Source organism: Burkholderia sp. Bp9031 (assembly GCF_003857965.1).
Lineage (GTDB): Bacteria > Pseudomonadota > Gammaproteobacteria > Burkholderiales > Burkholderiaceae > Burkholderia > Burkholderia ambifaria_A.
Genome location: NZ_QTPW01000033.1, coordinates 72,055 through 86,056, shown reverse-complemented (window position 1 = coordinate 86,056; position 14,002 = coordinate 72,055). Strand labels below are relative to the sequence as shown.

The following is a 14,002-nucleotide window of genomic DNA, read 5'->3' as shown; positions in this document are numbered from 1 at the left end:
CGGATCGCCGCCGACAGCCCGGCGGGGCCGCCGCCGACGATCACGACGTCGTATTCCATCGATTCGCGCGGGCCGTATTGCTCGATGAGGCTTGCGGGGGTCATTGGCGTTCCTCTAACCGTTAGAATGCTTTTATTCGGGAGCGTATTGTCTGCGAAACAAAACGCTTGCCGCAACAGCATGCGAATAGATTGGCACGATCGTTCTATTTTATGTGCTAGGGTTATGCTGCGCAGGACAGGGCGCCCGTCGCGGCGAAACGACATCGAAAGGGGATGTGCAATGGGTCGATCGATCAATCTGGAAGGCAAGGTCGCGCTGGTTACGGGTGCATCGAGCGGCCTCGGGCAGCGCTTTGCGCAGGTGCTGTCGCAGGCCGGCGCGAAAGTCGTGCTCGCGAGCCGCCGCGTCGAGCGCCTGAAGGAGCTGCGTGCGGAGATCGAGGCGGCGGGCGGTGCCGCGCACGTCGTGTCGCTCGACGTCACCGACGTGCAGAGCATCAAGGCGGCCATCGCGCACGCGGAGACTGAGGCCGGCACGATCGACATCCTCGTGAACAATTCGGGCGTCTCGACGATGCAGAAGCTCGTCGACGTGACGCCGGCCGATTTCGAATTCGTGTTCGACACCAACACGCGCGGCGCATTCTTCGTCGCGCAGGAGGTCGCGAAGCGGATGATCATGCGTGCGAACGGCAACGGCAAGCCGCCGTACCGGATCATCAACATCGCGTCGGTGGCCGGTCTGCGCGTGTTCCCGCAGATCGGGCTGTATGCGATGAGCAAGTCGGCGGTCGTGCAGATGACGCGTGCGATGGCGCTCGAATGGGGCCGCCACGGGATCAACGTCAACGCGATCTGTCCGGGCTATATCGATACCGAAATCAATCATTACTTGTGGGAAACCGAGCAGGGCCAGAAGCTGCAGTCGATGCTGCCGCGCCGGCGCGTCGGCAAGCCGCAGGATCTCGACGGGCTGTTGTTGCTGCTCGCGGCCGACGAGTCGCAGTTCATCAATGGCTCGATTATCTCCGCCGACGACGGCTTCGGCCTCGCCTGAGTGGATGACATTCAGCAACAAAGAAGACTGCGATGAGCGAATATTCCCCCGTATTTGAAATGTCGATGCCGATCCGCTGGGGCGACATGGACGCGTTCGGCCACGTGAACAACACGGTCTATTTCCGCTACATGGAACAGGCCCGGATCTCGTGGTTCGAGGAACTCGGCATCGCGGGCGGCAACGGCGAGGGGCAGGGGCCCGTGATCGTCACGGCGTCGATGGAGTTCCTGAAGCAACTGCACTATCCGGGCGACGTGATCGCGAAGATGTCGGCCGCGAAGCCGGGTCGCAGCAGCTTCGACACCGGTTTCGAGCTGACGCGCGCGGACGATCCGCAACACGTCTATGCGCGCGGCAATGCACGCTGCGTGTGGGTCGACTATGCGCTCGGCAAGTCGGTGCCGCTGCCGCAACTGCTGCGCGATACGATCGAGCGTGCGCTCGCGGCGAAGATCGACTGAGCGCCGCGGCATCGGACCCGGCGCGCGGGCGCCGGTGTGCCGCCATTTCCTGATGATCCCCCCGAATCGGCCGCGTCATGCGGCCGATTGCCATTGCGGGGCGCGTGTTACTGGCCGAGCAGGCGCTGCAGCAGCTCCGGCGTATTGTTCGTGCCGTACTTGCGCATCAGCCGCGCGCGGTAGATGTCGACCGTGCGCGAACTGATATCGAGCACGCGTCCGATCTGCTTGCTGGTCTTGCCGGTCGCGAGCTGCGCGGCGATCTCGCGTTCGCGCGGCGTCAATTCGACAGCGACGCGGCGCGTCGCGCTCAGGTCTTCGAAGGTCCAGACGCCGGCCGCGAGCGGCGCGGTGCGGTCGAGTGCGCGGCCCGTCACGTGGCACCAGAACAGCTCGCCGTCGGCCCGTTTCATGATTCTGTCATCGGCGTAGGTGCCGTTCGCGATCATCACGCGCGAAATGCGTTCGCCGATGCGCTGGAATTCGTCCGGCGACGGATAGAGCACCTCGTATGACTTTCCGATCAGGTCAGCCCGCGTGCAGCGGAAGATCGACGCGAGCGCGTCGTTGCAGTCCTCGATCACGCGGTCGCGCGACATTACGAGGCCGAGTGGCGCGAGGTGGAAGGCAGTCTGGTAATCGAGAGCGGGCATGGCGCGGGCAAGCGGAGGCAAATGCTTATGTATTTTTGCGTATTGTGCCGTATCTGCGCCGCATCGTACCCTTTCGGGCATCTCGCGGCGGTTTGTCGCGATATAAAAACAGCGCGCTTCGACGCAGGGTTCGCCGTGCATGCATAGAATGAGGCGGCGGGCTTGCGGCCCAATGGGCGCGTGAACCGGTTTTGCTGGTTTCCATAGAGGAAGGGACATACAGATGAACAAAGTCTATCCCAGCGCGGCTGCCGCGCTGGAAGGGATCGTCCGCGACGGACAGACCTTCGCGGTGGGCGGCTTCGGCCTGTGCGGGATTCCCGAGGCGCTGATCGCCGCGCTGCGCGATTCCGCCGTCAAGGGCATCACCTGCATCAGCAACAATGCGGGCGTCGACGGCTTCGGTCTCGGCCTGCTGCTGGAAACGCGCCAGATCAAGAAGATGATCTCGTCGTACGTCGGCGAGAACAAGGAGTTCGAGCGCCAGTACCTGGCCGGCGAACTCGAGCTCGAATTCACGCCGCAGGGCACGCTCGCCGAGAAGCTGCGCGCGGGCGGCGCCGGCATCCCCGCCTTTTTCACGAACACGGGCTACGGCACAGTGATCGCGGAAGGCAAGGAAACGCGCCAGTTCGGCGATCGCCACTACGTGCTGGAGCCGTCGCTGACGGCCGACGTCGCGCTCGTGAAGGCGTGGAAGGCCGACAAGTCCGGCAACCTGATCTATCGCCGCACCGCGCGCAACTTCAACCCGATGTGTGCGATGGCGGGCAAGATCACCGTGGCGGAAGTCGAGGAGATCGTCGAGAACGGCACGCTCGATCCGGACCAGGTCCACACGCCGGGCATCTTCGTGCAGCGCATCGTGCTGAACGCGACGCCCGAGAAACGCATCGAACAACGCGTCGTACGCGCGAAAGGAGACTGACATGGCCTGGAATCGTGACCAGATGGCCGCGCGCGCGGCGAAGGAACTGCAGGACGGCTTCTACGTGAACCTCGGCATCGGCCTGCCGACGCTCGTCGCGAACCACGTGCCGGAGGGCGTCGAGGTGTGGCTGCAGTCGGAGAACGGCCTGCTCGGCATCGGTCCGTCGCCGACCGAGGACGAAGTCGACGCCGACCTGATCAACGCCGGCAAGCAGACCGTCACGACGCTGCCGGGCTCGTCGATCTTCTCGTCGGCCGATTCGTTCGCGATGATTCGCGGCGGCCACATCAACCTCGCGATCCTCGGCGCGATGCAGGTCAGCAAGCAGGGCGACCTCGCGAACTGGATGATCCCGGGCAAGATGATCAAGGGCATGGGCGGCGCGATGGATCTCGTCGCGGGCGTCAAGCGCGTCGTCGTGCTGATGGAGCACGTCGCGAAGGGCGACCAACACAAGATTCTCGACGAATGCAACCTGCCGCTGACGGGCGTCGGCGTGGTCGACCTGATCATCACCGATCTCGGCGTGATCGAAGTAACGCCGGACGGCCTGAAGGTGCTCGAGCTCGCCGACGGCGTGAGCGCGGAAGAGATCCAGGCGAAGACGGGCGCACCGCTCGACGTGAGCGCGGTCGCCTGAGGGCCGTCGTCCCGCATCTCTCGACGCCCCGCGTTCCGTCAGGAGCGCGGGGCGTTTTGTCATGGCTGCGTCATGCGATCGCGCCGCCGCCGTCGATCAGCACCGTCGAACCGGTCGCATAAGGCGTTGTCGCCAGATACACGATCGCATTCGCTATGTCCTCCGGTTGGCCGACGTGGCGTGCCGGAAGGCGCTGGGCGGCGCCGGCGTACATCGCGTCGCGTGCATCGGGCGCGAGCTTGTTCCACAGCGGCGTCGCGACCAGGCCCGGCGATACGGTATTCACCCGCACGGGCGCCAGCTCGAGAGCAAGGCCGCGGGCGAGCGCCTCGAGCGCCGCGTTGATCGCACCCTGCAGCACCGACGATGCGTTCGGCCGTACGCTGAGGTAACCCGACACGAAGGTCAGCGAACCGCCGGGTGCGATATCGATCGAGCGGGCGACGCGGTATGCGCCCCAGAACTTGCTGTCCATCGCGGCCTGCGCGTCGGCAAGCGGCAGTGCGCGGATCGGGCCCGTGGCTGTCTTCGCGGCCGAAATCACGACGTGGTCGAACTGGCCGGCACGCGCGCAGAACGCATCGACGGCCGCCGTATCGGTGATGTCGAGCGCTTCGGTACGCATGTGGCCGCCTGCCGTGATACCCGCGCCTGCCCTGGCCGGGTCGCGCGACGCGATCGTCACGACGGCGCCACGTTGTGCGAATGCTTGCGCGGTGGCGGCGCCGATGCCGGAGCTGCCACCGACGACGAGGACTTTCTTTCCGTTGAGCGGATCATTCATGATGGTCTTCCCGAAGTGATGAGCGGGGTGGAAGCCGGTCAGATCGTTTCGGCTTCGCGCAGCGTCGACCGGCTGCGCAACGCAAAGCGGGCGATGTCGTCCTTGCGCATGAAGGCCACGCCTGGATGCGAGCGTGCATAGTGCAGGAATGCGTCCCACGCGCGGACCATCTGCGGAGTGCCGCTGATCCGGTCGTGCGCGCTGATCGACATCAATCTGCGCCGCTGCCCGGCTTCCGCGTACAACTGGTCGAAATCCAGCTTGATCTGCTCGAGAAACATCGTCGGCGAGTAGTTGCGGCCTTCGATCAGCAGGATGTCGTTGTTGCGCAGCGTGTACGGGACGACCGCGAAATCTCGGCCGTCGACGGTCTCGATGAAGGGCTCGTCGCGACTGACGTCGTCGATGTGGTACACGTAGCCGAGCTCCTGCAGCAGCGACAGCGTATGCGGGCCGCGCCGCAGCCAGTTGCAGTTGTAGCCGATCGGGCGCCGTCCCGTCGCCGCTTCGACCATGTCGCGGGCTTCGGTGAGGAAGCGGCGCTCGTCGTCGCGGTTCATCGCGAATTGCGACCGCCATGTCGGTCCGTGCGCGGCCGCTTCGTGGCCGCGCGACACGATCTCGCGTGCGAGTTCGGGGTGCCGGCGAGCGGCTTCTCCGATCATGTGCGACGTGACTTTCACGCCGTGCCGGTCCCACAGGTCGAGAAGGCGTGGAATCCCTTCACGATAGCCATACGCGAACCACGTGGCCGACGCCAGGTCGACCGGCACCGACGGTGGAAATTCGACGGACGGGAACGGACTGTCCGCGCCCTTGGACGGTTGTCCACCGGCTTCGAACTGCATCGAGATCGAGATGACGAGCCGCATATCGTCCGGCCAGAACCCGCCGGCGTCCATCCTTGCGGGATCCGGTATCGGCGCAGCCGTTGCCGGCCGGGAGGCGCCCGCGGCCATCGCGATGCTGGCCGCCAGCCCGGCACTCGCCTGGGCAAGAAACGTGCGGCGCGCCGGATGCGTCGCCGAATCGTAGTCGCTGTGAGTCATCGTCTCCTCCGTCACCCGACGAGCCCGAGCTGGCGCATCAGCGTCAGGTTGTCCTCGATGTGCCAGTTTTCCGCGATCCGGCCGTGATCGATCCGGTAGATGTCGGTCGCGATGAAGTCGACCGTCTGCCCGTTTCCGGTCGTTCCATTGAAAGTGCCGGTGAAATGCCCGCGAAAATGCAGGTGCATGACGACACGATCGCCCGCGACGATCATCTGTTCGATGTTGCAATGCAGGTCCGGGATGGCTGCGCGCATGGTTCTGGATGCCGCGAGCGGTCCCGGTACGCCCTGTGCGCGGCCGGCCGGCAGCGTTCGATCGATGAAATCGGCGGCGAGCGCCGTGCGGGCGAGGGCGGCATCGCCCGTATCCCAGAACGTGCCATACCGACGTGCGGCGAGGATTTGCGCGCGTGCCTGCGCGGCCGGCACGTCGGCCGCGACGGTCAGGCTCTGCGGCTCGACGAGGTCGGCGGCGCGGGATGCGGCAGGCGACAGCATAACGACGCAGGCCGCCGCAGCGATGACGCGGGCGATTGGGCGAGCGACCGAAGGAAGGTGGATCGACATGGTTTCGGGTGTCCTGTGAATGGCGCCGAGCGACGACGCGGAACAGGTATGGTAGGTTTCCGTTTGCAACGCAAATACGGGATAAAAACGAATGAATTATTCGAAAAATGGAAAGGATTGGCGAGGCGCGGTGCCGCGATGCTGATCGATGATCTCCCGGCGCTCGATACCTTTGCGAGAATCGTGTCGGCTGGCAGCCTGTCTGCGGCGGCGCGCGAGCTGGACTTGTCGCTGTCCGTCGTCAGCAAGCGGCTCGCGCATCTGGAATCGCAGCTCGGCGTGCGTCTGCTGCACCGGACGACACGGCAGCAAACGCTGACCGACGACGGCGCGCAGTTCCATGCGCAGGTGCTGCGCATCCTGGCCGAGGTCGATCGCGCCGAAACGCTGATGAGCGACCGCCGCGGCACGGTCAGCGGCATGCTGCGCCTGACGGCGCCCGGCGAGCTCGGCCGCCTGCGGATCGCGCCGCTCGTCGCGGCGTTTCAGCGTCAACATCCGGAGTTGACCGTGCAGCTGATGCTGACCGACACGATCGTCGATTTGCTCGCGCAGGATATCGACATTGCCGTGCGGATCGGCAGGCTCGCCGATTCGACGATGATCGCGCGCGAACTGGCGCCGAATCATCGCGTGCTTTGCGCGTCGTCGAGCTATCTTGCCGTGCACGGGCTGCCGGCCCATCCTGCCGAGCTTCGTGCACATCGATGCATCGTGATGGGCGACCAGCCGCGGACGGAGTGGCGGTTCAAAGGTGTGCAGGGTGCGGTGACGGTCGAGGTGACGGCCGCGCTGCTGACGAACGATGGCGGTGCGGCTCGTACGTTGGCGCTGGAGGGTGCCGGCATTGCGCTGAAGTCGATCTGGGACGTCGGTGCCGATCTCGAGGCCGGTCGGCTTGTCCGCGTGCTGCCGGCGTTCGCGGCGCCCGCGGCACCGCTTCATGCCGTCTATCCCGGCGGTCGTCACGTGCCGTTGCGCGTGCGCGCATTCGTCGATTTCCTGCGCGAGCAATTGCGCGACGCGTGGCGCCTCGGCGCGTGAGCCGTTGCGAACGATGCGCCGGATGACCACCGGCGCGTGACGCCCCGCCGTTACGAAGCGGTTTACAATCGTTTGCATCAGGCGGCGCAAGCGTTGCCCGCCGCGCCGCCCACGTTCGACAGGATGCCAACGATGCCAACAACTTCAACGAATCCTCCGCTTCCCCGTCAGCGACGCGTGCAGTGTGCGAGCGCCGCCGGCCTTCATCATGTCGCCTACACCGAATGGGGCGACCCCGCCAATTCGCGCGTGCTGGTCTGCGTGCACGGCCTGACCCGCTCGGGGCGCGACTTCGACCGGCTCGCCGCCGCGCTGTCCGATACGTATCGCGTCGTGTGCCCCGACGTCGTCGGGCGAGGCCGCTCCGACTGGCTCGCCGATCCGCGGCATTACGCGATTCCGCAATATGTGGCCGACATGGTCACGCTGATCGCGCGGCTCGACGTCGAGTCGGTCGACTGGTTCGGCACGTCGATGGGCGGGCTGATTGGCATGGCGTTCGCGGGGCTCCCTGGTTCGCCGCTGCGCCGGATGATCGTCAACGACGTCGGCCCGCGCATCGAACCCGATTCGCTGACGCGCATCGGCGAATACCTCGGCGTGCAGCCGCGCTTCGCGACCGAGCAGGAGGGCGTCGACTATCTGACGTCGCTGTCGCTGCCGTTCGGTGCGTTGACCGGCGACGAATGGCGCGAGATCAACGGGCCGTTGCTGCGCGAGTTGCCCGACGGCGGCTGGACGATGCGCTACGATCCGCGCATCGCCGAGCCGTTCAAGGCGACGACGCCCGAACTGGCCGCGCTCGGCGAAGCCGCGCTGTGGCGCGCGATCGAGACGACCGATGCGTCGCTGCTGGTCGTGCGCGGCGCCGAGTCGGACCTGCTGTCGCGCGAGACCGTCGCCGAGATGGTGCGCCGCGGCCGGCATGTGGCGCAGGCGGAAATTCCCGGCACGGGGCACGCACCGGCATTCCTGAGCGCCGACCAGATTGCGCTCGCACGGCGGTTTTTCGTCGAAGGCGACGCATAAACGCGTCATAATGTATGGTTCGGCGACATGCGGGCCGCGTCGTCGCCGATTCTTCACCCATTCAAACGACCGGAACATTCCATGGCAGTCATTCGTCACCACGTCGGGGCCCGTCTCTCCGAAACCGCGATCCACAACGGTACCGTGTATCTGGCCGGCCAGATCGCCGAAGACACCACCCAGGACATCAAGGGCCAGACGCGCGAAGTGCTCGGCCACATCGACCGCCTGCTCGCCGAAGCGAACAGCGACAAGGCGCATCTGCTGTCGGTGCAGATCTACATTTCGGATCTTGCGAACTTCGAAGGCATGAATGCGGAGTGGGACGCGTGGGTCGCGCAGGGCAACACGCCGCCGCGTGCCACCGTCGAGGCGAAGCTCGCGGATCCGGCGCTGCTCGTCGAGATCGTCGTCGTCGCCGCGCAGCGGAGCTGAGCGAAGCATCACGATGACCGCAATACGCCAGGCAGTGCGATGACCGAGTCCGTTTCCGCTTCTTCCGTCGCGGCGCCGTCGTTCGATGACGTGCTCGCGTTCGTTCGCGAGCGGGCCGGCGACGCGCGCCTGTCGTCGGGCGAACTGCTCGCCGATCACTCCGCGGGCACGGCGGCGATCATGCGCACGCTGAACGTCGATCCGCATGCAATGCAGGCGGCCGCGCTGTTCGTGCTGACGCCGCACTTGAACGACCCCGAACGGGAGCTGACCGAACGGTTCGGCGAAGAGGTCGCGCGGCTCGTGTCCGATGTGCGCAAGCTGCTGCGGCTCGGTACCGTCAGCCTGCGCGCCGCGCAGAACGCGATGCCCGACGCCGGGCGCGACGCCGCGGAGGAGCGGCGTACGCAGATCGAGGCGCTGCGCAAGATGCTGCTCGCGTTCGCGCAGGACATCCGCGTGGTGCTGATCCGCCTGGCGTCGCGGCTGCAGTCGCTGCGCTACTACGCGGCGGCGAAGGTCGATCCGCCGCCCGACGTCGCGCGCGAGACGCTCGAGATCTATGCGCCGCTTGCGAACCGTCTCGGCATCTGGCAACTGAAGTGGGAGCTCGAGGACCTCGCGTTCCGCTTCGAGGATCCGGTCACCTACAAGCGCATCGCGAGGCTGCTCGACGAGAAACGCGTCGAACGCGAGGCGTACGTCGCACAAGCGATCGAGCGGCTCCAGCACGAACTGGCGGAAGCGCACATCCCGGCCGACGTGAGCGGGCGGCCGAAGCATATCTACAGCATCTGGCGCAAGATGCGCGGCAAGGAACTCGACTTCTCCGAGCTGTACGACGTGCGTGCGTTCCGCGTGATCGTGCCGGACATCAAGGATTGCTACGCGGTGCTCGGCATCGTGCATCACCTGTGGCAACCGGTGCCGAAGGAATTCGACGACTACATTTCGCGCCCGAAGCCGAACGGTTACAAGTCACTGCATACGGTCGTGATCGGCGACGACGGGCGTGCGTTCGAAGTGCAGATCCGCACACAGGAAATGCACCGCTTCGCCGAGTACGGCGTCGCCGCGCACTGGCGCTACAAGGAAGCGGGCGCGCGCGGCTATGGCGGCCAGTTCTCGGCGAGCGACAAGTACGACGAGAAGATCGCGTGGCTGCGCCAACTGCTCGCATGGAAGGACGACGTCGAGGACGGCACCGAAGTATCGGGTGACCAGGCATGGGCCCAGTTGCGCGAGACGTCGCTCGACGACGACCACATCTACGTGCTGACGCCGCAGGCGCGCGTGATTGCGCTGCCGCAGGGCGCGACGCCGGTCGATTTCGCGTATCACCTGCACAGCGAGCTCGGCCATCGCTGCCGCGGCGCGCGCGTCGATGGCGTGATGGTGCCGCTGAACACGTCGCTCGCGAACGGTCAGACGGTCGAGATCGTCGCGGTGAAGGAGGGTGGACCGTCGCGCGACTGGCTGAACCCGCAGCTTGGCTATCTGAAGAGCCCGCGCGCGCGACAGAAGGTGCGGGCGTGGTTCAACTCGATCGAGCAGGAAGAGAACATCGCGCATGGTCGCGCGCTCGTCGAAAAGACGCTGCAGCGCGAGGGCAAGACGTCGGTCAACCTCGACAACCTCGCCGCGAAGCTCGGCTTCAAGTCACCCGAGGAACTGTTCTCGGTCGTCGGCAAGGAAGAGTTCAGCCTGCGCAACGTCGAGCACGCGCTGTCCGATGCGCCGCCGCCCGAGCATGCGCCCGAGGCTCCCGCCGATTTCGAGAAGCGCAGCAGCGGGGCAAGTGTCGCGCACGGCGCGTCGACCGGCGTGCTGGTGGTCGGCGTCGATGCGCTGCTGACCCAGCTCGCGCGTTGCTGTCGTCCGGCACCGCCCGACCCGATCAGCGGATTCGTGACGCGCGGCAAGGGAATGTCGATTCACCGCAGCGACTGTCCGACATTCCGGCGGATGGCCGAACGGGCGCCGGAGCGCGTGCTGCAGACGACCTGGTCGGCCGACGTGCTGGGTGGGCGCGGCGTGTCCGTCTATCCGGTCGACCTGATGATCGAGGCGAGCGACCGGCAAGGCTTGCTGCGCGACATCTCCGAAGTGTTCGCGCGCGAGAAGATGAACGTGGTGGGCGTGAAGACGCAAAGCCGCCGCAATGCGGCCTTCATGCAGTTCACGGTCGAGGTGTCGAATTCCGCGCAAGTGCAGCGGGCATGCACGCTGCTCGGCGAGGTGCCGGGCGTCGTGCGGGCGGGGCGCAAGGCATGACGTTCCCATAATGGGGCGGGAGCCGGATCATTTTGCTGCGACTGCATAAAAACGCTTGCCAAGTCATCGGTAGCCCCATATAATCTTAGCTTCTCTAGGCTCGTAGCTCAGCTGGTTAGAGCACCACCTTGACATGGTGGGGGTCGTTGGTTCGAGTCCAATCGAGCCTACCAACGAATTGAGAATGCCCGGTTTCCGGGTGTTTGATGCAGTAAATAACTCAACGCGAACAAGGCGAATACGGTTATGTCACCGCGAACGTTGACCGAAACCTTTTCGGAGCGACGCTAGTCGAGGAACGTTTTCGCCCTTTCAGTTTGAGTGAAGTATCGAATGCGGCCCCTCGAAAGCGGGGCCGCATTTTTTTTGTCGCGGAATTTTCGCGCGTGACTTTTACATCGCGTGCTTGGTTTGCCGCCCACTGTCGGCATCACGGAGATTGCTATGGTTTCGATACGCTTGCCTGACGGCTCAGTTCGACAATACGAGCATCCGGTGACAGTTGCCGAGGTTGCGGCCTCGATCGGTCCCGGCCTTGCGAAGGCTGCGCTTGGTGGCAAGCTCGACGGTGAACTCGTCGATACGTCCACGGTCATCGATCGCGACGCATCGCTCGCGATCGTCACGGACAAGGATGCCGACGGTCTCGACATCGTCCGTCACTCGACCGCGCACTTGCTCGCGTACGCGGTGAAGGAACTGTATCCGGATGCGCAGGTGACGATCGGTCCCGTGATCGATAACGGCTTCTACTACGACTTCTCGTATAACCGCCCGTTTACGCCTGAAGATCTGGAAAAGATCGAAAGGCGCATGCAGGAACTCGCGAAGAAGGACGAGCCGGTCACGCGCCGCGTCGTGTCGCGCGACGAGGCGGCCGGCTATTTCCGCAGCCTCGGCGAGAAGTACAAGGCCGAGATCATCGAATCGATTCCGCAAAGCGACGAAATCAAGCTGTACTCGCACGGCGGCTTCACCGACCTGTGCCGCGGCCCGCACGTGCCGTCGACCGGCAAGCTGAAGGTCTTCAAGCTGATGAAGGTGGCGGGTGCGTACTGGCGCGGCGACTCGAAGAACGAGCAGTTGCAGCGCATCTACGGCACGGCCTGGACGAAGAAGGAAGACCAGGATCAGTACCTGCACATGCTCGAGGAAGCGGAAAAGCGCGACCACCGCAAGCTCGGCAAGCAACTGGACCTGTTCCACATGCAGGAAGAGTCGCCGGGCATGGTGTTCTGGCATCCGAAGGGCTGGGCGCTGTGGCAGCAGGTCGAGCAGTACATGCGCCGCCGCGTGAACGATGCCGGCTACCTCGAGATCAAGACGCCGATGATCATGGACCGCTCGCTGTGGGAGGCGTCGGGCCACTGGCAGAACTACCGCGAGAACATGTTCACGACGGAGTCGGAGAAGCGCGACTACGCGATCAAGCCGATGAACTGTCCGGGTCACGTTCAGGTGTTCAAGCACGGCCTGCGCTCGTACCGCGACCTGCCGCTGCGCTACGCGGAATTCGGTTCGTGCCATCGCAACGAGGCATCGGGTGCGCTGCATGGCCTGATGCGCGTGCGCGGCTTCGTGCAGGACGATGCGCACATCTTCTGTACGGAAGAGCAGTTCATCGCCGAGTCGATCGCGTTCAATACGCTGGCGATGAGCGTGTACAAGGATTTCGGGTTCGAGCACATCGACATCAAGCTGTCGTTGCGCCCCGACCAGCGTGCGGGCACGGACGAAACGTGGGATCGCGCCGAGCAGGGCCTGCGCGACGCGCTGACGGCGTGCGGCCTGTCGTGGGAAGAGCTGCCGGGCGAAGGTGCGTTCTATGGTCCGAAGATCGAATACCACATCAAGGATGCGCTCGGCCGTTCGTGGCAGTGCGGCACGCTGCAGCTCGACATGGTGTTGCCGGAGCGTCTCGGTGCCGAGTACGTCGCGGAAGACAACAGCCGCCGCCGGCCGGTGATGCTGCACCGTGCGATCGTCGGTTCGATGGAGCGATTCCTCGGTATTCTGATCGAGCACCATGCCGGTGCGATGCCGGTCTGGCTCGCGCCGTTCCAGGCAGTTGTGCTCAATATCGCCGAAAGTCAGGCGGAATATGCACAATCTCTGGCCCAAACGTTGCAAAAACAAGGGGTTAGAGTGGCGGCCGATTTGCGCAACGAGAAGATTAGTTATAAAATACGCGAGCACACGCTGGAAAAGGTGCCTTATCTCCTCGTCGTGGGTGATAAGGAGCGTGATGCGCAAACGGTAGCCGTGCGTGCCCGTGGCGGCGTCGATCTTGGCGTTATGCCGATCGAAGCCTTCGTTGAGCGTCTGCAGGAAGACCTGCGCTCGTTCAAGTAACCGCCCTGGCAGCGCGGCTCGTTTTTTTAATTTTTAGAGGAAACGTAACATCGCTACTGATAAGTCGTCGCATCGCATCAACGGTGAAATCACTGCGCCGGAAGTGCGTCTGGTCGGGATCGAGAACGAACCGCTCGGTATCGTAAAACTCACTGATGCTTTCCGTAAATCGGAAGAGTTGGATGTTGACCTGGTGGAAATCGCGCCGCAAGCGGTTCCGCCGGTCTGCCGTCTGATGGACTATGGCAAGTTCAAGTATCAGGAGTCCAAGAAGCAGCACGAAGCGAAGCTGAAGCAGAAGGTCATCCAGGTGAAGGAAGTCAAGTTCCGCCCGGGTACCGATGACGGTGACTACAACGTCAAGCTTCGCAACCTCGTGCGCTTCCTCGAAGAGGGCGACAAGACGAAGATCACGTTGCGTTTCCGCGGCCGCGAAATGGCTCACCAGGAGATCGGCATGCGGATGCTTGAGCGTCTGCGCACGGATCTCGAGGAAGTCGGCCAGGTCGAGCAGATGCCGAAGATGGAAGGGCGCCAGATGATCATGGTGCTCTCGCCGAAGAAAAAGAAGTAACGGGTCCGCGCGCCACGCGCGCAGGTTCGAAAGTGGTTCGGTGCGTTGCCCGGTCAGGGCGGCGCGCCAACAATGACGGCGGCTGCGCAAGCGGTTCGCCGTACACAAGTGGACTGGGTTTCGAAGGGCGGGTCAAGGGCGCAAG

14 protein-coding genes, 1 tRNA gene and 1 pseudogene are annotated in these 14,002 nt (G+C 64.5%); 11 read left to right on the top strand and 5 right to left on the bottom strand.

Annotated elements, in window-relative coordinates:
- Positions 1-176, bottom strand: a pseudogene (locus tag DIE15_RS37850) (electron transfer flavoprotein-ubiquinone oxidoreductase); the annotation flags it as partial.
- A 106-nt stretch (positions 177-282) separates the two neighbouring features.
- Here DIE15_RS37850 and DIE15_RS30630 point away from each other — a divergent pair.
- Both DIE15_RS30630 and DIE15_RS30625 read left to right on the top strand, forming a co-directional pair.
- Positions 283-1,059, top strand: coding sequence for an SDR family oxidoreductase (locus tag DIE15_RS30630; protein ID WP_059467666.1), 777 nt, complete (start codon positions 283-285; stop codon positions 1,057-1,059).
- Between the two features lie 32 nt (positions 1,060-1,091).
- Positions 1,092-1,523: a thioesterase family protein gene (locus tag DIE15_RS30625; protein WP_057924290.1), complete on the top strand. Its 432-nt coding sequence runs from the start codon at positions 1,092-1,094 to the stop codon at positions 1,521-1,523.
- 107 nt (positions 1,524-1,630) lie between these two features.
- Here the strand turns inward: DIE15_RS30625 and DIE15_RS30620 are convergent, their stop codons facing one another.
- Positions 1,631-2,176, bottom strand: coding sequence for a LuxR C-terminal-related transcriptional regulator (locus tag DIE15_RS30620; RefSeq protein ID WP_014897242.1), 546 nt, complete (start codon positions 2,174-2,176; stop codon positions 1,631-1,633).
- Between the two features lie 223 nt (positions 2,177-2,399).
- Between DIE15_RS30620 and DIE15_RS30615 the strand changes: the two genes are divergently transcribed.
- A complete protein-coding gene (locus DIE15_RS30615; protein WP_012363722.1) occupies positions 2,400-3,104 on the top strand; it encodes a CoA transferase subunit A in 705 nt (234 codons plus the stop codon).
- A 1-nt stretch (position 3,105) separates the two neighbouring features.
- The gene (locus tag DIE15_RS30610; RefSeq protein WP_124835107.1) at positions 3,106-3,747 is read left to right on the top strand and encodes a CoA transferase subunit B; all 642 of its coding nucleotides are present in this window, start codon (positions 3,106-3,108) and stop codon (positions 3,745-3,747) included.
- 70 nt (positions 3,748-3,817) lie between these two features.
- Here the strand turns inward: DIE15_RS30610 and DIE15_RS30605 are convergent, their stop codons facing one another.
- From DIE15_RS30605 to DIE15_RS30595, 3 genes are read right to left on the bottom strand one after another with little or no spacing between them, the layout of a single operon-like run.
- Positions 3,818-4,531, bottom strand: a complete 714-nt coding sequence (locus DIE15_RS30605; RefSeq protein WP_124835106.1) for an SDR family oxidoreductase — start codon at positions 4,529-4,531, stop codon at positions 3,818-3,820.
- A 38-nt stretch (positions 4,532-4,569) separates the two neighbouring features.
- Positions 4,570-5,580, bottom strand: a complete 1,011-nt coding sequence (locus DIE15_RS30600) for a polysaccharide deacetylase family protein (RefSeq protein ID WP_124835105.1) — start codon at positions 5,578-5,580, stop codon at positions 4,570-4,572.
- 11 nt (positions 5,581-5,591) lie between these two features.
- Positions 5,592-6,149: an ester cyclase gene (locus DIE15_RS30595; protein ID WP_057924294.1), complete on the bottom strand. Its 558-nt coding sequence runs from the start codon at positions 6,147-6,149 to the stop codon at positions 5,592-5,594.
- Positions 6,150-6,287: 138 nt separating this feature from the next.
- On the opposite strand from DIE15_RS30595, the gene DIE15_RS30590 reads away from it, so the two are divergent.
- From DIE15_RS30590 to infC, 7 genes are all read left to right on the top strand, one after another.
- Positions 6,288-7,193, top strand: coding sequence for a LysR family transcriptional regulator (locus DIE15_RS30590; RefSeq protein ID WP_057924295.1), 906 nt, complete (start codon positions 6,288-6,290; stop codon positions 7,191-7,193).
- A gap of 132 nt (positions 7,194-7,325) precedes the next feature.
- The gene (locus tag DIE15_RS30585) at positions 7,326-8,222 is read left to right on the top strand and encodes an alpha/beta fold hydrolase (protein WP_057924500.1); all 897 of its coding nucleotides are present in this window, start codon (positions 7,326-7,328) and stop codon (positions 8,220-8,222) included.
- A gap of 81 nt (positions 8,223-8,303) precedes the next feature.
- The gene (locus DIE15_RS30580; RefSeq protein ID WP_014897238.1) at positions 8,304-8,657 is read left to right on the top strand and encodes a RidA family protein; all 354 of its coding nucleotides are present in this window, start codon (positions 8,304-8,306) and stop codon (positions 8,655-8,657) included.
- A gap of 39 nt (positions 8,658-8,696) precedes the next feature.
- Positions 8,697-10,931 carry a bifunctional (p)ppGpp synthetase/guanosine-3',5'-bis(diphosphate) 3'-pyrophosphohydrolase gene (locus DIE15_RS30575; RefSeq protein WP_124835104.1) on the top strand — a complete coding sequence of 745 codons (2,235 nt, stop codon included), beginning with the start codon at positions 8,697-8,699 and terminating at the stop codon, positions 10,929-10,931.
- Between the two features lie 96 nt (positions 10,932-11,027).
- Positions 11,028-11,104 (top strand) — tRNA-Val (locus tag DIE15_RS30570).
- A 271-nt stretch (positions 11,105-11,375) separates the two neighbouring features.
- Positions 11,376-13,283: a threonine--tRNA ligase gene (thrS, locus tag DIE15_RS30560; RefSeq protein WP_124835103.1), complete on the top strand. Its 1,908-nt coding sequence runs from the start codon at positions 11,376-11,378 to the stop codon at positions 13,281-13,283.
- Between the two features lie 49 nt (positions 13,284-13,332).
- A complete protein-coding gene (gene infC, locus DIE15_RS30555; RefSeq protein ID WP_082664562.1) occupies positions 13,333-13,857 on the top strand; it encodes a translation initiation factor IF-3 in 525 nt (174 codons plus the stop codon).
- The last annotated feature ends 145 nt before the right edge of the window (positions 13,858-14,002 follow it).